At 63.6% G+C, this 18,663-nt stretch carries 18 protein-coding genes; 11 read left to right on the plus strand and 7 right to left on the minus strand.

Features of this window, described 5'->3' with window-relative positions; genetic code table 11:
- Positions 1 to 27 precede the first annotated feature (27 nt).
- The 4 genes from pnp to AB7I51_RS03810 all read right to left on the minus strand — a co-directional run bounded on the left by pnp (position 28) and on the right by AB7I51_RS03810 (position 3,837).
- Entirely contained in the window at positions 28 to 2,184 is a 2,157-nt protein-coding gene (gene pnp / locus AB7I51_RS03795) for a polyribonucleotide nucleotidyltransferase (protein ID WP_428403908.1), read from the minus strand.
- Between the two features lie 246 nt (positions 2,185 to 2,430).
- Positions 2,431 to 2,700, minus strand: coding sequence for a 30S ribosomal protein S15 (gene rpsO / locus AB7I51_RS03800; RefSeq protein ID WP_428403909.1), 270 nt, complete (start codon positions 2,698 to 2,700; stop codon positions 2,431 to 2,433).
- Between the two features lie 146 nt (positions 2,701 to 2,846).
- Complete coding sequence (locus AB7I51_RS03805; protein ID WP_428403910.1) at positions 2,847 to 3,299, minus strand: PAS domain-containing protein; 453 nt, start codon at positions 3,297 to 3,299, stop codon at positions 2,847 to 2,849.
- Positions 3,300 to 3,315: 16 nt separating this feature from the next.
- On the minus strand, positions 3,316 to 3,837 hold the full coding sequence (locus tag AB7I51_RS03810) for an SRPBCC family protein (protein WP_428403911.1): 522 nt from the start codon (positions 3,835 to 3,837) through the stop codon (positions 3,316 to 3,318).
- Positions 3,838 to 4,059: 222 nt separating this feature from the next.
- Here AB7I51_RS03810 and AB7I51_RS03815 point away from each other — a divergent pair, with 222 nt between their 5' ends.
- Positions 4,060 to 4,875, plus strand: a complete 816-nt coding sequence (locus tag AB7I51_RS03815; protein ID WP_428403912.1) for a sterol desaturase family protein — start codon at positions 4,060 to 4,062, stop codon at positions 4,873 to 4,875.
- Between the two features lie 57 nt (positions 4,876 to 4,932).
- Here AB7I51_RS03815 and AB7I51_RS03820 read toward each other — a convergent pair whose 3' ends face one another.
- From AB7I51_RS03820 to AB7I51_RS03830, 3 genes are all read right to left on the minus strand, one after another.
- Complete coding sequence (locus tag AB7I51_RS03820; RefSeq protein ID WP_428403913.1) at positions 4,933 to 6,711, minus strand: sodium:solute symporter; 1,779 nt, start codon at positions 6,709 to 6,711, stop codon at positions 4,933 to 4,935.
- A gap of 75 nt (positions 6,712 to 6,786) precedes the next feature.
- The gene (locus tag AB7I51_RS03825; RefSeq protein WP_428403914.1) at positions 6,787 to 7,389 is read right to left on the minus strand and encodes a MotA/TolQ/ExbB proton channel family protein; all 603 of its coding nucleotides are present in this window, start codon (positions 7,387 to 7,389) and stop codon (positions 6,787 to 6,789) included.
- 35 nt (positions 7,390 to 7,424) lie between these two features.
- Complete coding sequence (locus tag AB7I51_RS03830; protein ID WP_428403915.1) at positions 7,425 to 8,258, minus strand: hypothetical protein; 834 nt, start codon at positions 8,256 to 8,258, stop codon at positions 7,425 to 7,427.
- A gap of 173 nt (positions 8,259 to 8,431) precedes the next feature.
- Here AB7I51_RS03830 and AB7I51_RS03835 point away from each other — a divergent pair, with 173 nt between their 5' ends.
- The 10 genes from AB7I51_RS03835 to nuoH all read left to right on the plus strand — a co-directional run bounded on the left by AB7I51_RS03835 (position 8,432) and on the right by nuoH (position 18,663).
- The gene (locus AB7I51_RS03835; protein ID WP_428403916.1) at positions 8,432 to 9,505 is read left to right on the plus strand and encodes an RluA family pseudouridine synthase; all 1,074 of its coding nucleotides are present in this window, start codon (positions 8,432 to 8,434) and stop codon (positions 9,503 to 9,505) included.
- A gap of 118 nt (positions 9,506 to 9,623) precedes the next feature.
- The gene (locus AB7I51_RS03840) at positions 9,624 to 10,436 is read left to right on the plus strand and encodes an ATP12 family chaperone protein (RefSeq protein ID WP_428403917.1); all 813 of its coding nucleotides are present in this window, start codon (positions 9,624 to 9,626) and stop codon (positions 10,434 to 10,436) included.
- Between the two features lie 186 nt (positions 10,437 to 10,622).
- Positions 10,623 to 10,988, plus strand: coding sequence for an NADH-quinone oxidoreductase subunit A (locus AB7I51_RS03845; RefSeq protein WP_409981132.1), 366 nt, complete (start codon positions 10,623 to 10,625; stop codon positions 10,986 to 10,988).
- Complete coding sequence (locus tag AB7I51_RS03850; RefSeq protein ID WP_428403918.1) at positions 10,979 to 11,569, plus strand: NuoB/complex I 20 kDa subunit family protein; 591 nt, start codon at positions 10,979 to 10,981, stop codon at positions 11,567 to 11,569. The genes AB7I51_RS03845 and AB7I51_RS03850 overlap by 10 nt, the downstream gene beginning before the upstream one ends.
- 165 nt (positions 11,570 to 11,734) lie before the next feature.
- The gene (locus tag AB7I51_RS03855; RefSeq protein WP_428403919.1) at positions 11,735 to 12,337 is read left to right on the plus strand and encodes an NADH-quinone oxidoreductase subunit C; all 603 of its coding nucleotides are present in this window, start codon (positions 11,735 to 11,737) and stop codon (positions 12,335 to 12,337) included.
- A gap of 10 nt (positions 12,338 to 12,347) precedes the next feature.
- Positions 12,348 to 13,568 (plus strand): NADH-quinone oxidoreductase subunit D, encoded by a 1,221-nt coding sequence (locus AB7I51_RS03860; RefSeq protein WP_428403920.1) that lies wholly within the window; start codon positions 12,348 to 12,350, stop codon positions 13,566 to 13,568.
- Positions 13,568 to 14,182, plus strand: a complete 615-nt coding sequence (gene nuoE, locus AB7I51_RS03865) for an NADH-quinone oxidoreductase subunit NuoE (RefSeq protein ID WP_428403921.1) — start codon at positions 13,568 to 13,570, stop codon at positions 14,180 to 14,182. Before AB7I51_RS03860 ends, nuoE begins: the two co-directional genes overlap by 1 nt.
- Before the next feature lie 20 nt (positions 14,183 to 14,202).
- Positions 14,203 to 15,507 (plus strand): NADH-quinone oxidoreductase subunit NuoF, encoded by a 1,305-nt coding sequence (gene nuoF / locus AB7I51_RS03870; protein ID WP_428403922.1) that lies wholly within the window; start codon positions 14,203 to 14,205, stop codon positions 15,505 to 15,507.
- Positions 15,508 to 15,541: 34 nt separating this feature from the next.
- A complete protein-coding gene (gene nuoG / locus AB7I51_RS03875; RefSeq protein ID WP_428403923.1) occupies positions 15,542 to 17,602 on the plus strand; it encodes an NADH-quinone oxidoreductase subunit NuoG in 2,061 nt (686 codons plus the stop codon).
- 11 nt (positions 17,603 to 17,613) lie between these two features.
- Positions 17,614 to 18,663: an NADH-quinone oxidoreductase subunit NuoH gene (nuoH, locus tag AB7I51_RS03880; protein WP_428403924.1), complete on the plus strand. Its 1,050-nt coding sequence runs from the start codon at positions 17,614 to 17,616 to the stop codon at positions 18,661 to 18,663.

Consider the following 18,663-nt stretch of genomic DNA (forward strand, 5'->3'; position numbering starts at 1 on the left):
GCCCCAAATGCGACTCACTGCGGAATCTTAGTCCCCGCCGCTTGCCGCGGCGGCTTCGCGTTCGGCCTTTTCCTTGGCCTCAAGGTCCTCGCCGGTCTCCTGATCGACGACGCGCATCGACAGGCGCACCTTGCCGCGATCATCAAAGCCGAGAAGTTTGACCTTCACGCGATCGCCTTCCTTCACCACGTCGGTGGTCTTGTTCACGCGCTGCTTGGAAAGCTGGGAGATGTGAACGAGCCCGTCCTTGGCGCCGAAGAAATTGACGAAGGCGCCGAAGTCGGCGGTCTTCACCACCGTGCCTTCATAGATCATGCCGACTTCCGGATCGGAGGCGATCGACTTGATCCAGTTGATCGCCGCCTTGATCGAATTGCCGTCGGAGGAGGCGACCTTCACCGTGCCGTCGTCCTCGATGTTGATCTTTGCGCCGGTCTTCTCGACGATCTCGCGAATGACCTTGCCGCCCGAGCCGATCACGTCGCGGATTTTGTCGGTGGGGATTTTCATCGTCTCGATGCGCGGCGCGAATTCGCCGAGTTCGGCGCGCGAACTGGCGATCGCCTTGGCCATTTCGCCGAGAATATGCATGCGGCCGTCCTTCGCCTGAGCGAGCGCGACCTTCATGATTTCCTCGGTGATGCCGGCGATCTTGATGTCCATCTGCAGCGAGGTGACGCCATTTGACGTGCCTGCGACTTTAAAGTCCATGTCGCCGAGGTGATCCTCGTCGCCGAGAATGTCGGAGAGCACGGCGAAGCGCGCGCCCTCCAGAATGAGGCCCATGGCGATGCCGGCCGTCGGCGCCTTAAGCGGCACGCCGGCGTCCATCAGCGCAAGCGAGGTTCCGCAGACCGTCGCCATCGAGGAGGAGCCGTTCGACTCGGTGATTTCCGAGACGACGCGCAGCGTATAGGGGAACTCCGCCGCCGCCGGCAGCATCGGGCGAATGGCGCGCCAGGCGAGCTTGCCATGGCCGATCTCGCGACGGCCGGGCGAACCCATGCGGCCGGTCTCGCCGACGCTATAGGGCGGGAAATTGTAATGGAGCAGGAAGCGCTCCTTATAGGTGCCCTCGAGCGAATCGACATATTGCTCGTCTTCGCCGGTGCCCAGCGTCGCGACGACGAGCGCCTGAGTCTCGCCGCGGGTGAACAGCGCCGAACCATGCGTGCGCGGCAAAACGCCGACCTCGGCGACGATCGGACGCACGGTCTTCACGTCGCGGCCGTCGATGCGCAGACCGGTGTCGAGAACATTGTTGCGAACGACCTTGGCTTGAAGCTCCTTGAAGATTTCGCCGACCTGTTCCTTCGAAAATTTTGCTTCGCCGCCTTCCGGAAAGAGCGCGGCGATCACTTTCGCCTTCACCGCATCGACGGCGGCATAGCGCTCCTGTTTCACCGTATGCTTATAAGCTTCGCGCAGCTCCGCCTCAGCGATCTCCGAAACGGCCTTGGCGACTTCCGTCGTGTCGGCGATGATGAGATCGCGTGGGTCCTTGGCGGCGCGTTCGGCGAGACGGATGATCGCGTCGATCACCGGCTGGAAGCCGCGATGGCCGGTCATCACCGCTTCGAGCATCGTCTCTTCCGAGAGCTCCTTGGCTTCCGACTCGACCATCAGCACGGCGTCCTGCGTGCCGGCGACGACGAGGTCGAGCGTCGAAGTCTTCATCTCCTCGATCGTCGGATTGAGCTTCAGCTGGCCGTTGATATAGCCGACCCGCGCGCCGCCGACGGGTCCCATGAACGGAACGCCCGAAAGGGTGAGCGCCGCCGACCCAGCCACCATGGCGAGGATGTCCGGATCGTTTTCGAGATCATGCGACAGCACCGTCACGATCACCTGGGTGTCGTTTCGGTAGCCGTCGGGGAAAAGCGGACGGATCGGCCGGTCGATGAGGCGGGAGATCAGCGTCTCGCGCTCGGTGGGGCGGCCCTCGCGCTTGAAATAGCCGCCGGGTATGCGGCCAGCGGCGAAGGCCTTTTCCTGATAATTGACGGTGAGCGGAAAAAAGTCCTGCCCGGGCTTGGGTGCCTTGGCGGAAACGACGGTCGCGAGCACGGTCGTCTCGCCGTAGCTCGCCATCACCGCGCCGTCGGCCTGGCGGGCGACTTTGCCGGTCTCGAGCACGAGCTTGCGCCCCGCCCAATCGATTTCTTCACGATGTATCTGGAACATGCTGGTCTTTCTCTCATGCCGCCAGCGGCTGGTCATGAGCAAGACGGCGAGAGGCTGCGGCAGCTATGTTTCTTTAAAGCGTCGGCGCAGCGTCCGGCGATCCTGCCATGACGGCTCTGGCGTAGATGGACCGCGAGCCTCCAGGCTCGCAGCCCTCAAAAGCGGGCCATAAGGCCCGCGGTACAATGTGCGGGCTCGAAGGCTCGCGGTAACATGTGCGGGCCATAGGCCCGCAGTCCTCTCGTCCTAGCGGCGGATGCCGAGCCGCTCGATCAGGCTCTTGTAACGCGGTTCGTCGCGCACCTTGACATAGTCGAGGAGCTGGCGGCGCTGGGAGACAAGCTTGAGGAGGCCACGGCGCGAATGATTGTCCTTCGCATGGGTCTTGAAGTGTTCGGTCAGATTGGAGATCCGCTCGGTGAGGATCGCGACCTGAACTTCTGGCGAGCCGGTGTCGTTCGCCTTGGTGGAATATTCCTTGATGAGCGCCTGTTTGCGCTCCGCCGTAATCGACATCGGGTGTCCTTGTTTTTAAGGGTGGTCCGCGCTCCGCGGCCAGGGCCGGGATGTCGTCCAGCAGGGTCGCGCGAAAACGGAGCCGCCCCGGCGGGCCGGGGCGTGCGGGGGCCTTATAGCAGAAATGCAGGAGATGGATAGAGGGCCTATGCCTTCTCCAGCGCCTTCAGTCGCTCCCCCAGCTTGTTGATTTCCGCTTCCGCGCGGACAAGCTCGGTCACGTCATATTGGACGCCAAGATAGTAGATCACCTCGCCGCGACTATCGAGGAGCGGCGTGAGATTGAGCTTGTTGAAGAACAACTCGCCGTTTTTCCGATAGTTGCGCAGCGTCACTTCGATGGGTTCATGCTTGCGTAAGGCCTCTCGCAGCGGCGCAAGCCCCGCCTGATCGCGGTCCTCGCCTTGCAAAAAGCGGCAATTGCGGCCGATGATCTCTTCCTGGCCGTAGCCGGTCATGTTTTCGAAGGCCTTGTTCGCATAGACGATCGGCGCGTCGGGTTGATCCGGGTCCGCCAGCGTGACGCCGTTGACGCATGAATCGAGAATCTGCGTCAGAATCTTCGGGATGATCCCACCGTCTTTCTGAACAACGAACATCGCTTTGACCTCGATTTCATTCTGACGCGTCTGCGGTTTCTGCTGAAGGCGCGCCGGTTTCGAGAAGCGCCCGGATATTTTCGACGATCTGCTCCGCGCCGTCCTGCAATGCGGCGCGAATCAATTTCACGAAGGGTCGCATCGAAAATTCGATCTCGCGCAATTCGAAGGTGAAAATAAGCGTCGTTCCATCCGACTCGCGCTCGAATTCATAGGAAGATGAGAAGGGTTCGGAGATTCCTACCAACGCGAGAAGGCGCGGGCGTTCGACGGCCACGATTTCAAATGTGCTCTCGCTGCGAATGCCCCGTTCCATCGTGACTTGACGCGCGGTCATCCCGACGCGCGCCGGCGCGCCTTCGCTTGGCTCCAGCTCCACGACTTGCGGACACCATCGCGGGTAGTTGGCGAAAAAATCGCGGGCGACAAAATTGAAAGCATCGTCTCGTTTCCGGGAAATCACTGTTCTGGCGACGCCGCCGACCGCCGGCGGCCGCGGCCGGCTCAAACCTTGGAGATCGACGTTAAGTCCCAGCATGCGAGGCCCTTGTTCAAAACAGGGTGGGCTCCCTCGAATGAGCTAGGCTTTTTCGGGCGACGGACAAGGGCGATTCTGGCGACAACTTCCGCATCGTCCAAAAACGAAGGCAAGTTGGCGAACATTGCCTGTCTTCAGGGCGGCAAAAACGCCCATCTTTCGGTCGGGCGCGCGTTAGCCGTGCGTCCTTGGACGGCCCATTAAAATCCAGCGAGGTCGGCGATGAGCGACGCGCCACATATCGAGAACCTGCTGCTGATCGCGGTATTCGGTCTTTTCTCGATCCTCCTGGTCGTCGAGAAATTCCGTCCTTACAAGAAATTCGCGGGCGCGGGATTGAAGGCGTCATTCTCCACCAACGCCTCGGCGTTCCTGATCAACAACGTCATCATGAATCTCTTGTCGGTTTCCAGCCTGCTCGTCGTCGCCGCGAATTATTCGAGCTATGGCCTGCTATCGAGCTTGCCCGACGGGCCTTGGAAATGGATCGCAAGCTTCGTGTTGTTCGATTTCGCGGTGTATGCGTGGCACTATCTCGGCCACAAATGGGAAGCGCTCTGGCTGTTCCACAAGATCCATCACAGCGACAAGAGCTTTCACGTCACGACCGGCCTGCGGTTCCATGTCTTCGATCAGCTGCTGGAAGTGATCGTGAAATGCTTCTGCGCCGTTCTCATCGGCGCGCCGGCGCATATCGTGGTGTCATGCGAGATCGCGCGCATGTTCTTCGTGCTGTTTCACCACGCCAACATCACGATTCCCGGCGAGACGATTCTGTCCTATTTCATCATTACGCCGTCTTTGCACCGGGCGCATCACTCGACGCTGCGCAGCGAGCACGACAGCAATTATGGAATCGTCCTTTCGATTTGGGACATCATCTTTGGCACGCGCAAGGTTCTGACGCCGAAATCGATCGGCCTCGAACTGATCGAGGCGGAAAACTTCATTCAGCTTTTCAGCTTGGCCTTTCTCACCGAGCGACGGCTTGCGCGCATCGTGCATCTCGTCCCTCGAAAGTCCCCTTCTCAGGCTTAGCCCGCGCGCGTGCGCGAAATGCGCACTCTGGTTTCTTCCGCCTAAAGGCAGTGCGGCCTACGCCCCCTTGTCGGGTTCGAGCATCTGGGCGTCGCCGCGCAGCATGCGGGTGATGAAGGCGCGCGCCGCCGGCTTCTCGCTATTTGACGCAAGTCCGGACAGCAGGCCGAAGGCGGCGCCGAGCGTGACGCCGACGAGCGCGCACAGCGCGTAGACTTCGACGCGATTGGGCGTCTCGGCGATGGCCAAGGCGCCGAAGAGGCCGAGCGCGCCGCCGCTAAGCGCGAGGAGCGCTTCGCGATCGCCGGCGCGGGACCAGAAGGCGAGCGCGAGAGAGGGCGCGAGGCAGGAGGCCGACACCGCGAGCGCTGCGGCGACCAGTGCGCCGGGCGTGAAGACGCCGGCGACGGCGGCGACGTAAGCGAGCGTCGAGACGATCACCAGCGTCACGCGATTGACCGCAAGGCGCCGGCTCGTCAGGTCGATCTCGCCGCGCAGCCGATACAGCGCGTCATGGCCGAAGGCGGTCGCGCAGGCCTGTAGGCTCGCCGTGGCGAGCGCAAGCCCGAGCGCCACCAGCGCAGAGGCAAGAAGCCCGGAAGACGCCGCGCCGAGCTCCGCCGCCTGGGGCAGGAAGCCAAGCAAAAAGTCGCCGTCGATCGGGCGGATGTCCGAGGCGGCGAGCGGCGCGCCAGGGGCGTATCCTCTCGCGGCGCAGGCGCGTTGCGCCTCGGAAGGCCCGCGCACGGAATAGCCGCAAACGCTGATCAGGCCGCGCGCGCTTGCCTCATAGACCGTGTGCGGCAGGCGTTCCGGCGGCTGTCCCGCGGTCGCGCGGGCGAGAGAGAGCGCCGAGGCGGCGATCGCCGCCGCCGCCAGCAGAGCGATGACGATGGTCCAGAACAGGGCCGCGACCCCGGCGCGCCGCGCGCTTCGCTTGTCGGCGGTCGTCAGCGAGGTCGCGAGCACGGGGGCGAGCGTCGCGAGCCCGAGCGCCGCCGCCAGCGTGGTGGCGAGTTCAACCGGAACGCCAAGCTGCGCCGGAGTGACCTTCCAGTTCGACAGCAGGTTTGCCGCTTCGGTCCAGGCCTCGCCGCCGAAGATCAGGCCGGCCGGGAGAGCGTCGCGGACGCTAAGCGCCGCGACCGGCCAGCCGAAGCCCAGCGTCGCCACGCCCGCGGCGGCCGCCGCCGCCCACATGACGCCCGACAATCCGCCCGGACCGGCGATGATCAGGCTTGTCGCGGCGACGAGAAAGGCCGCGAAAGCGCGATTGGCGCCGGTGAGGTCGACGAGCGCATTAACCGCGATCAGGCCGCCGGCGGCGGCGAGCAGCGTCGACGACAGGGCCACCGCGCCGATGAAGCCGACTCGCGTCGCGGCGCTTTGGAAACGCGCGCAGAGAAGCTCGGAAATTGAGAACACGCCGGTCTTGCGCAGCAGCGGACCCAAATAAAGTCCGGCGACGGCGAGGCCGACGAAGACGCCGGCGATGGCGCCCGTCGACCAGCTGCGTCCGGCGAGACGGGCGCCGAAGGGCAACATCAGGGCGACCACGATCGCGGCGTTGGCGAAGCCGGCATAGGCGGCAGGCAGCGCGCGGCCGGCGGTGTAATAGACCGACACCCGCATCGAATGCAGAAGGAAGCCGAGCGTGGCCAGACCGAGAACGGTGAAATAGGGCGGGGCGCCGCCGACAAAGCGCTCCGGCGCGCCGACGCGATCGAGCAGCGCCGCGAAGGCGTAAGCGAGGAGGAAGCTCGCGGCCACAAAAGCGATTTTGGCGTCGAGATTGGCTCGATCGAGCAACGCCTGCTCGCTGGACCGATCGCTCATTCATAGCCTCGCGCAAATCAAAAGCGGGCAAACTCTAAACGAGGAGGCTTCCCCGGCCAAGATGGCGCGTCGTCGTCAGGCGATTGACCTCGCATAAGACATGACATAGCGGCTCAGTTTCTCTCTCAGATCGCCGAAGGCCATGCCCATGCGGTTGTAGCCGATCGCCGCCGGAATCGCGGCGGCGAGCCCATAGGCGGTCGCGGCCAGAGCGTCGGCGATGCCGGGGGCGACGACGGCAAGGCTCGTGTCCTGCGTCTGGGCGATTCCGGAGAAGCTCGACATGATGCCCCAGACCGTGCCGAACAGGCCGACGAATGGGCCCGCCGAGGCGACGATCGCGAGAACGGGAAGCCCGCTTTCGGCGTCGAGCATGAATTCGCCCGCGGCCCGGTTCATCTGCTGCAGCACGCGCGCCCGCTTTTGATGGGGGGGTTCTTCAGGCAATTCGACGTGCGACGCTTCCCGCGCCGCCTCAGCGATCGGCCAAAGCACGCCGATATCGCCGCCCGCCCGCGCGCGATCCAACGCCTTGGACAACCGCACCAGCACAAAAAGGCTGTCGATAATGAGCACCCAGGTCCAGACCGCCGCGGCGAGTAGGAGCGCCATCACCACCTTGCTCACCGGTCCGGCATAAAGAAACATGCCAAACGGCGACATTGGAGCAAATTCCATCTGCTGCGCCCTCCCGAGGCCTCGCGACGTCAAACTTACTGGAACGTGATGCCCTGCCGAGCATAGACCGGAGTGCAGCTCGCGGGTCCGCGCGAAGAGGCGACAATGCGCCGCGCCATCGCCGCATGCGCGGCGCTGCCGCCCGAAACCGAAATGCCGGAAAGACCACCTCCGGCGTTCACATAGAAAGTGACGACGACCGATCCCGGTCCGAGGCTTGTCACAGTCGGCGTATGTCCGCGGATTGACGCCGCGATCTGCGCCAGACAGGTCGCCTGCGTTGCGCCCGAACCATCGCCGCCGCCGCCAGGCAATCCGTAGCGCCCGGCGATCCGCGCTCTGCCCGCGCCCTGACCCGCGCCGCCGGGAAGCCCATAGCGCCGACCGGTCTGATCGGCGCGGCGGCCGTCGGTTGCGGCCTCGCGACGCGCCCGGGTTTTTTGTTCGGCTTGCTTGGACTTCTCGATCTTGGGCTTCTCGACCTTTTGCTTTTTCTGCGCCTTCTCTTTTCTCTCCGGCGCCTGAATCTCGTCAGGCTCCATGATCAGCGGGGGCGGCGGCTCATCGGCGATCAGCTCGTCCATCCCCTCGTCGGTGAGCGAAGCTTCTTCGAGCGGCAGCGGGTCTTCCAGCGAATCGCCTTCGGGCGCGGGATCGCCCGCCTCCAGAGACACGCCTTCGGGGATAAGGTCTGCGTTGATGCCGCCAAGATCGACGATCGTTTGCGGCCAATAAATTCCTGAGGCGAAGAAGGCCAAAAATATGCCAACGACCGTAGCGGTCGAGGCGGGATGCAGCCAATGGGGCCTGAGCGGCGGACGGTCTTCCGCCCGTGCGCCGGCGATCGAATTCGTCGTAAGCTTTTCCACTGTGAAGCGCTCCGCCGCCGATGCGCCTTGAATGATTTGCCGCCATTGGCCTGTGAAACTTAACGCGTGAGCGCGTCGCGAGGCGATGCGGCTTTGTGTAACACCCTCGCTTCCCCCGGAAAAATCGCCGTCACGCGAATCGACAGGCGGTCGCCTTTGGCCGATAAGCCGGCATGGCCGCTCCTCCAAATTCTCTCGCGACCGCCAGCGCGTCAGGCGTCTCCACCGCCGTCGTCACCGAGGACGAGGCGGGGATGCGCGTCGATCGCTGGTTCAAACGCCGCTATCCGGCGCTTGCGCTCTCTCATCTTGCCAAAATCTGTCGCAAGGGCGAGGTGCGGGTGGACGGCAAGCGCGTCGAGACTTCGACGCGGCTCGAAGAGGGGCAGAAGGTTCGCGTGCCGCCGCTAAGGATCGAGACGCCGTTGGGTCCCGCGGTCAAGCGCGCGGACCCTCGGGACGCCGGTGCGCTGGCCGACATGACGCTCTATGAGGACAAGGACGTCCTCGTCCTTAACAAGCCCTATGGTTTGGCGACTCAGGGCGGATCAGGCCAGACCCGCCATATTGACGGCATGCTGGAATCGCTCGCCAAGGGCGATACGCGCCCCGTTCTGGTGCATCGCCTCGACCGCGACACGTCGGGCGTGCTGCTCGTCGCCAAGAACCGTCGGATGGCCGCGGAGCTCGGCGAGATATTCCGCTCGCGGCAGGCCAAGAAAATCTATTGGGCGCTGGTCGAGGGCGTGCCGAAGCCGGCGCAGGGCCGCATCTCGCTTTATCTCGCGAAAGGCGCCGGCATGGAGAAATCGCGGGGCGGCGCGAGGGAGCTTGAGAAAATGCGCGTCGCCAAACATGGCGAGGCCGACGCCCAGCATTCGCTGACCTATTACGCCATCGTCGACAAGGTCGCGCCGCGCTGCGCCTGGCTGTCGATGAAGCCGCTGACCGGCCGCACCCATCAGCTGCGCGCCCATGCCGAGGCGATCGGCCATCCGATTTTCGGCGACCCGAAATATGGCCATCGGCCCGAGGATGAGGTTCGACGGCGCGATCCGCTGCGGGCGATGCCCGAGGGGCTCGACTGCAAGCTGCATCTGCTGGCGCGGCGGCTCGTATTGCCGCATCCAGGCGGCGGCGTTCTGGACGTGACCGCGCCGCTGCCCGACCATATGAAGAAAAGCTGGGAGCTTTTCGGCTTCGACGTGAAGCGCCACGACCCGATCGAGGACGCGCCCGACGCGTGAGGCCAGTGCCGCGCTTGTCGGCGGCGTCCGCGCCGTGGCTTCCGTGGATGGCCGGGACAAGCCCAGCCATGACGAGGTGGTGGGCGTTTCCATAGGGCGTCCTCACAAGGATTGATATATGTCAAAAGAGACTTTCGGCCTCGGCTCGGATTTCTTCGTCTCTCCCTCGGAGCGCGATCCGGTGAAGGCCGCGCGCGATCCGGCGCGCCCTCTACCGAAGCGCTTTTATAAGGAGGCGGTCGCCGGGCAGGCGGAAGGCGGATACGGGATTTTCCTCGACGGCCGGCCGGTCAATACGCCGGCGCGCCGTCCGCTGGTCGCGCCGTCATTGCCGCTGGCGGAGGCGATCGCCGCCGAATGGGCAAGCCAAGGCGAGACGATCGATCCCGCGACGATGCCGCTGACCAAGCTGATGAACACGGCGCTCGATGGCGTTGCGGCGCAGATGGACGAGGTCGAGGCTGAGGTCGCCAAATATGCCGGCTCTGACCTCATTTGCTACCGCGCCGGGGAGCCCGAGAGTCTGGCGGCGGCGCAATCGGCGGTCTGGGACCCGCTCGTCGGCTTCGCCCGCGACCGGCTTGGCGCCAAGCTCGCGCTCGCAGAGGGCGTCATGTTCATCGAACAGCCGCAGGCGGCGCTCGACGCCTTTGCCCACGCCTTGTGCGCCTATGTGGGCGAAGGCGCCGGCGCGCCTCTCAGGCTCGCGGCTCTAAGCGTCATGACCACGCTCACGGGTTCGGCGATCATTGCGCTTGCGACGGCGCTGGGTGAAATCGACGTGGCCGCCGCCTGGGACGCCGCCAATGTCGATGAAGACTGGCAGACGCGCGCTTGGGGCGCGGACGCCGAGGCCATGGTCCGGCGGGCGGCGCGCTTCAAGGAATTCGGGGCGGCGGCGACTTTGTCGCGCCTTTCGACGCCAGAGTAACCGACCGCCCGTTTTTAGGGCGCCTTAATTCAAGGCTGCGGCCAATTCGCTGGCCTGGCGCTTCCTCTCTTGCTTTGCACAATGGCCTTTGTTACGGAACGCGCGGCCTGGAGTCGTTCTAAGGAAAACAGCCAAGGAAACGCTCCCGCGACCGGCCCTCGCCCCGCCGAAGTCGGACAAGACTCGATGCCCCTGCTGCTCGAACAATATCTGCCGCTGGTGATTTTCATCGCGCTTTCGGCGGTGATCGCCGGCGCGCTGCTCGTCGCGCCGTTCCTCCTCGCCTTCAAGGCGCCGGACCCCGAAAAAATGTCCGCCTATGAGTGCGGCTTCAATCCGTTCAACGACGCGCGCATGAAATTCGACGTGCGCTTCTATCTCGTGTCGCTCCTTTTCATCGTCTTCGATCTTGAAGTGGCCTTTCTCTTTCCCTGGGCGGTGGCCTTCAAGGAAGCGGGCGCCTTCGGCTTCTGGTCGATGATGGTCTTCCTTGGCGTGCTCACCGTCGGCTTCGTCTACGAGTGGCGCAAGGGAGCTCTGGAATGGGATTGATCGAGAAGGAAGGCGCGCGCCAGACCCTGATCGCGCCGCAGGCCAAAGGGCTGATCGATCCGCGCAGCGGCAAGCCGGTCGGATCGGACGACCCGTTCTTTCTTCATCTGAACGACGAACTCGCCGACAAGGGGTTTTTCGTCACCGCCACGGACGACGTCATCAATTGGGCGCGCACCGGCTCGCTGATGTGGATGACCTTCGGCCTCGCGTGCTGCGCGGTCGAGATGATCCAGGCGGCGATGCCGCGCTATGATCTGGAGCGCTTCGGCTTCGCGCCGCGCGCCAGCCCGCGCCAGTCGGACTGCATCATCATCGCGGGCACGCTGACCAACAAAATGGCGCCGGCGCTGCGCAAGGTCTACGACCAGATGCCGGAGCCGCGCTACGTCATCTCGATGGGCTCCTGCGCCAATGGCGGCGGCTACTACCACTATTCCTATTCGGTGGTGCGCGGCTGCGATCGCATCATTCCGGTCGACGTCTATGTGCCGGGATGCCCGCCTTCGGCGGAGGCGCTCGTTTACGGCATGCTGCTGCTGCAGAAGAAAATCCGGCGCACGGGAACGATCGAGCGCTAGCACGCGAAATTGAGGGAGTGTCCGCCCTCGTCCTTCGAGACGCCCGCTTGCGCGGGCTCCTCAGGATGAGGGCGGGTTCGGGTCAAGCAATTCCCTCATCCTGAGGAGGCGGCGCAGCCGCCGTCTCGAAGGACGAGGGAATTGCGGCACGCCAAGGAATCCAGGATGTCGGCTGAATTGGAGACTCTCGGCGCGAAGATCAGCGGCGCCTTGCCAGGCGCGGTCACGGATGTGAAGGTCGCCTATGGCGAACTCACGCTGACCGTGGCGCGACCGCGTTGGCTCGAGCTGGCGACCTATCTGCGCGACAATCCGGACTGCCTCTTCGCGTGCTTCATCGACGTGACGGCGGCGGATTACCCCGAGCGCGCCGAGCGTTTCGACGTCGTCGCCCATCTTTTGTCGCCGAAACACAACCGCCGCATCCGCATCAAGACGCCGGCGTCGGAAGAGACGCCGGTCGCCTCCTTGACCGCGCTCTATCCCGGCGCCGATTGGTTCGAGCGCGAGACCTACGATCTCTTCGGCGTGATTTTTTCCGGCCATCCCGATCTGCGCCGCATCATGACCGATTACGGCTTCGACGGTCATCCGCTCCGCAAGGACTTCCCGATGACCGGCTTCGTCGAGGTGCGCTACGACGACGAACAGAAGCGCGTGGTCTATGAGCCAGTGCGGCTCAGCCAGGAATACCGCAACTTCGATTTCCTCTCGCCATGGGAGGGCGTGAGTTACGACCTGCCTGGCGACGAGAAGGCGAGCAAGTGAGCGCGTCGAAATGAACGATCAAACATCCGCGCCGGCAAAACCCGAGTCCCAGGGACTGCGCAACTTCAACATCAACTTCGGACCGCAGCATCCGGCGGCGCATGGCGTGCTGCGCCTCATCCTGGAGCTGGACGGCGAGGTCGTCGAGCGCGTCGATCCGCATGTCGGCTTCCTGCATCGCGGCACCGAGAAGCTGATGGAGGCGCGGACCTATCTGCAGAACGTGCCCTATCTCGATCGGCTCGACTATTGCGCGCCGATGAATCAGGAGCATGCCTTCTGTCTCGCGATTGAGCGTCTGCTTGGCGTCGAAGTTCCGCGTCGCGGCCAGCTCATTCGCGTGCTTTACGCCGAAATCGGCCGGCTTTTGTCGCATCTCCTGAACGTCACCTCGCAGGCGATGGACGTTGGCGCGCTCACCCCGCCGCTGTGGGGTTATGAGGAGCGCGAGAAGCTGATGGTGTTTTATGAGCGCGCGTCGGGCGCGCGCATGCACGCCAATTATTTTCGGCCCGGCGGCGTTGCGCGCGATTTACCGGACCAGCTCGTCGAAGACATCGGCGCCTTTTGCGATCCGTTCCTGAAGGTCGTCGAAGATCTCGACGAACTCTTCATCGGCAACCGCATCTTCAAGCAGCGCAATGTCGACATCGGCGTCATCTCGCTCGAAGACGCCTGGAAATGGGGCTTCTCCGGCGTGATGGTGCGCGGTTCGGGCGCTGCCTGGGATTTGCGCAAGGCGCAGCCTTACGAATGCTATGAGGAGATGGAGTTCGACATTCCGGTCGGCAAGCATGGCGATTGCTATGATCGCGCCGTGATCCGCATGGAAGAGATGCGGCAGTCGACCTCGATCATGAAACAATGCGTCGAGAAGCTGATGCGCGCCGAAAACCGCGGCCCGGTGCTGACGCCCAATCATAAGATCACGCCGCCCTCGCGTCGCGAGATGAAGCGGTCGATGGAGGCCTTGATCCATCATTTCAAGCTCTTCACCGAGGGCTTTCACGTGCCGGAAGGCGAGGTCTATGCCGCGGTCGAAGCGCCCAAGGGCGAATTCGGCGTGTTTCTCGTGTCGGACGGTGGCGACAAGCCCTATCGCTGCAAGCTGCGCGCGCCAGGTTTCGCACATCTCTCGGCCATGGATTTTCTCTGCAAGAACCACATGCTCGCCGACGTTTCGGCGATCCTGGGTTCGCTCGACATCGTATTCGGGGAGGTCGATCGCTAATGTCCGTCCGTCGTCTCGCCGAAGATCAACCTGCAAGCTTCGAGTTCACGCCAGAAAACAGGGCGTGGCTCGACAGGCAGATCGCCAAATACCCGGACGGCCGACAGGCGTCCATGGTCGTGCCGGCGCTGTGGCAGGCGCAAAAGCAGAACGACAATTGGCTGCCGCAGGCGGCGATCGAAAAAGTTGCTGACGCGCTCGGCATGGCGAAGATTCGCGTGCTCGAAATCGCGACCTTCTATTCGATGTTCAATCTGGCGCCGGTCGGCAAATATTTCATCCAGCTCTGTGGCACGACGCCGTGCATGCTTGCCGGCTCGGATGAGATCATCGACGTGCTGCAGCGCCGGGTCGGCCCTCAGCGCCGAGTGACCGACGACGGTCTCTTCTCCTGGCTCGAAGTCGAGTGCCTCGGCGCCTGCTGCAACGCGCCGATGGTCCAGATCAACGACGACTATTACGAAGATCTGACGGCGGAGAATTTCGAAAAGCTTCTCGACAATCTCGCCGCGGGTCGTCCGGTGAAGACCGGCTCGCAGATCGGCCGCGTCTCTTCGGAGCCGGTCGGCAAGCTCACGAGCCTGACGTCGTTTTACGGCGACGGCGCGAAGTAGCGGAGGGAAGAGGAAAAATCATGCTTTCCGACGCGGATCGTATCTTCACCAATCTTTACGGCCTCGGCGACAGATCGCTCGCTGGCGCGAGAAAGCGCGGGCAGTGGGACAACACCAAGGCGCTGCTCGACAAGGGCCGCGACGCGATCATCAATGAGGTGAAGGCCTCGGGCCTGCGCGGGCGCGGCGGCGCGGGATTTTCGACGGGCCTCAAATGGTCCTTCATGCCGAAGGAAGTCGATCCCAAGCGGCCGCATTATCTCGTCATCAACGCCGACGAATCCGAGCCCGGCACCTGCAAGGATCGCGAGATCATGCGCAACGACCCGCATACGCTGGTCGAAGGCGCGCTCGTCGCGAGCTACGCCATGGGCGCGCATGCCTGCTACATCTATATCCGCGGCGAGTTTATCGCCGAGCGCATCGCGCTTCAGACGGCCGTCGACGAGGCCTATGAGGCGCGGCTGATCGGCAAGGACAATGTCCACGGCTATCCGTTCGATCTTTACGTCCATCATGGCGCCGGCGCTTATATCTGCGGCGAGGAAACCGCGCTGCTCGAAAGCCTCGAGGGCAAGAAGGGCATGCCGCGGTTAAAGCCGCCGTTTCCGGCCAATGTCGGCCTCTATGGCTGCCCGACGACAGTCAACAATGTCGAATCGATCGCAGTGACGCCGACCATTCTGCGCCGCGGCTCCGCCTGGTTCGCCGGCATCGGAAAGCCCAACAACACCGGCACGAAGCTCTTTTCGATTTCCGGGCACGTCGATCGTCCGTGCAATGTCGAAGAGGCGATGTCGATTACCTTCCGCGAATTGATCGAGACCCATTGCGGCGGCGTGCGCGGCGGCTGGGACAATCTGCTCGCGGTCATTCCGGGCGGCTCCTCGGTGCGCTGCGTGCCGGCGCATCAGATCATCGACTGTCCGATGGATTTCGACAGTCTCGTCAAGCTCGGCTCGGGCCTCGGCACGGCGGCGGTGATCGTGATGGACAAATCGACCGACATCATCCGCGCCATCGCGCGCCTCTCTTATTTCTATAAGCACGAAAGCTGCGGCCAGTGCACGCCGTGCCGCGAGGGCACCGGCTGGATGTGGCGTGTCGTGCAGCGCATGGTCGAAGGCCGCGCGCATAAGAAAGAAATCGACATGCTGTTCGACGTGTCGAAGCAGATCGAAGGCCACACGATCTGTGCGCTCGGCGACGCCGCAGCATGGCCGATTCAGGGATTGATCACCCATTTCCGCGACGTGATCGAGAAGCGCATCGATCAATATGCGGCCAATCCGCATCCTGATCCAATCCGCGTGGCGGCCGAATGATGATCGAATTCGTTGAGGCTTCGGAGAGAGCGAAGTGACCAAGATTCTCGTCGATGGCGTCGAAGTGGACGTGCCGGGCGATTTCACGCTGCTGCAGGCCTGCGAGCAGGCCGGCGTCGAAGTCCCGCGCTTTTGCTATCACGAGCGCCTGTCGATCGCCGGCAATTGCCGCATGTGCCTCGTCGAGGTGAAGGGCGGGCCGCCGAAGCCGCAAGCTTCATGCGCTATGTCGGTGAAGGATTTGCGCCCCGGCCCGAACGGCGCGCCGCCTGAAGTCTTCACCAAATCGCCGATGGTGAAAAAGGCGCGCGAAGGGGTGATGGAGTTTCTGCTTATCAACCATCCGCTCGACTGCCCGATTTGCGATCAGGGCGGCGAATGCGACCTGCAGGATCAGGCGCTGGTCTTCGGCGTCGACAGTTCGCGCTTTCATGAAAACAAGCGCGCGGTCGAGGACAAATATATCGGCGTCCTGGTCAAGACCGAGATGAACCGCTGCATCCATTGCACGCGTTGCGTCCGCTTCACCGCCGAGGTCGCCGGCACCGGCGACATGGGCGCGATCGGCCGCGGCGAGGATATGGAGATCACGACCTATCTCGAAAGCGCGATGAGCTCCGAGCTGCAGGGCAATGTCGCCGATCTTTGTCCGGTCGGCGCGCTACTGCCGAAGCCCCAGAGCTTCCGCGGCCGACCATGGGAATATCAGAAGACCGAGACGATCGACGTGATGGATGCGCTCGGCTCGGCGATCCGCGTCGACTCGCGCGGGCGCGAAGTGATGCGCATTCTGCCGCGCATCAACGACCTCGTGAATGAGGAGTGGATTTCCGACAAGACGCGCCAGATCGTCGACGGCCTCAAGACGCAGCGTCTTGATCGGCCCTATATTCGCGAGAACGGCCGGTTGCGCCCCGCCTCCTGGCAGGAGGCGCTCGCCGCCGTCGCCGCCAAAACCAAGGCGACGTCGCCGTCGCGCATTGGCGCGCTGGTCGGCGATCTCGCTGCGGTCGAAGAGACATTCGCCTTGAAGCTCCTCGCGGAGCAGCTTGGAACGCCGCACCTCGATTGCCGTCAGGATGGCCCCAAACTCAACCCACATTTCGGCCGGGCATCCTATCTCTTCAATGCGACCGTCGCCGGCATTGAGCAGGCCGGCGCGGCGCTGATCATCGGCGCCAATCCGCGCAAGGAATCGCCCGTTCTCAACGCGCGACTGCGCAAGCGCTGGCTGAAAGGCGATTTTACGGTTTCGCTTGTCGGCGAACGCGCCGATCTCACGTACGGCTACGATTATCTCGGCGCCGGTCCCGAGTCGCTCCTGCAGTTCATCCGCTCCGCGAAGCCGGTGGAGAGGCTGCTCGTCATCGTCGGACAGGGCGCTCTCGCGCGCGACGACGGCGAGGCGGTTCTCACGCTCGCCGCACAGGCGGCGCAAAAGCTCGGCGGAATCAGCGACGGCTGGAACGGATTTTCGGTTCTGCATACCTCGGCCGCGCGCGTCGGCGCGCTCGATCTAGGCTTCACGCCGGGCGCAGGCGGATTGGATGCGCGCGCGATGGCGAAGGCCGGCGCGCTGGATCTCATCTTTAACCTGGGCGCCGACGAGCTCGCGATCGAGCCCGGCGCCTTTGTGGTCTATATCGGCGCGCATGGCGACCGCGGCGCGCATCGCGCCGATGTGATCCTGCCCGGCGCGGCCTATACGGAAAAGTCCGGCCTTTACGTGAACACGGAAGGTCGCGTGCAGCGCGCCTTCCGCGTCGTCTTCCCGCCCGGAGAAGCGCGCGAGGACTGGGCGGTATTGCGCGCGCTCTCAGGCGCGCTCGGCAATCCGCTGCCCTTCGACTCGCTCGCGGCGCTGCGCCGGCGGCTGGTCGAGGCGCATCGCCATTTCGCGCGAGTCGATGAGATCGCCCCGAGCGAAGCCGCGCAGATCGTCGCGCTCGCCAATCATCCGGCGGTGGCGATGAAGGACCCGTTCGTTCCGGCGATCGAGAATTTCTACTTCACCAATCCGATCGCCCGCGCCTCGGCGGTCATGGCGGAATGTTCGGCGCTGGCGCAGGGCCGGCTTGCGCAAGCGGCGGAATAGGAGCTTTGGACGTGAGCGACGATTGGGTGAGCGCCATTTCGGATTTCTTCATCGCCTATCCGCTTGTTCTCGCGCTCGTGAAGAGCGTGCTGCTGGCGGTCGCGCTGCTGATCTACGTGGCCTATGTCATCCTTGCGGACCGCAAAATTTGGGCGGCGGTGCAGCTGCGTCGCGGTCCGAATGTCGTCGGCCCCTGGGGACTTCTGCAGAGCTTCGCGGATTTCATCAAATTCGCGCTCAAGGAGCCGGTCATTCCCGACGTCGCCAACAAGGGCATTTTCCTGTTCGCGCCCTTCATCATGGCGACGCTGTCGATCGCCGCCTGGGCCGTGATTCCGGTCGCCGACGGTTGGGCGGTTGGCGACATCAATGTCGGCATCCTTTACATTTTCGCGCTGTCCTCGCTCGGCGTTTACGGCGTCATCATGGGCGGCTGGGCGTCGAATTCGAAATATCCGTTTCTTTCGGCGCTGCGCTCGGCGGCGCAGATGGTCTCCTACGAAGTCTCGATCGGCTTTGTGATCATCACCGTGCTGCTTTGCGCCGGCTCGCTCAACCTGACCGACATCGTCACCGCGCAGGATACGCCCTATGGCATGGCCGGCTGGTATTGGCTGCGCCTGTTCCCGATGTTCGTCATCTTCTTTGTTTCGGCGCTCGCCGAGACCAATCGCCCGCCGTTCGATCTCGTCGAGGCGGAGTCGGAGCTCGTCGCGGGTTTCATGATCGAATATTCGGCGACGCCTTACGTCCTCTTCATGCTCGCCGAATATGTGGCGATCGTCACCATGTGCGCGCTGCTGACGATCCTGTTCTTCGGCGGCTGGCTGCCGCCGGTCAATGTCGCGCCGCTCACCTATGTGCCGGGCGTGATCTGGTTCATCCTGAAGGTGAGCTTCTTCTTCTTCTTCTTCGCCATGGTGAAGGCTTTCGTGCCGCGTTATCGCTACGATCAGCTGATGCGTCTGGGCTGGAAAGTCTTCCTGCCGATCTCCCTCGCCATGGTCATCATCGTCGCCGCCGTCCTGCAGTTCTGGCCGGCGGGACCGGCAGGCAGTTGA

Source organism: Methylocystis sp., assembly GCF_050246715.1.
In the GTDB taxonomy this organism is placed as follows: domain Bacteria; phylum Pseudomonadota; class Alphaproteobacteria; order Rhizobiales; family Beijerinckiaceae; genus Methylocystis.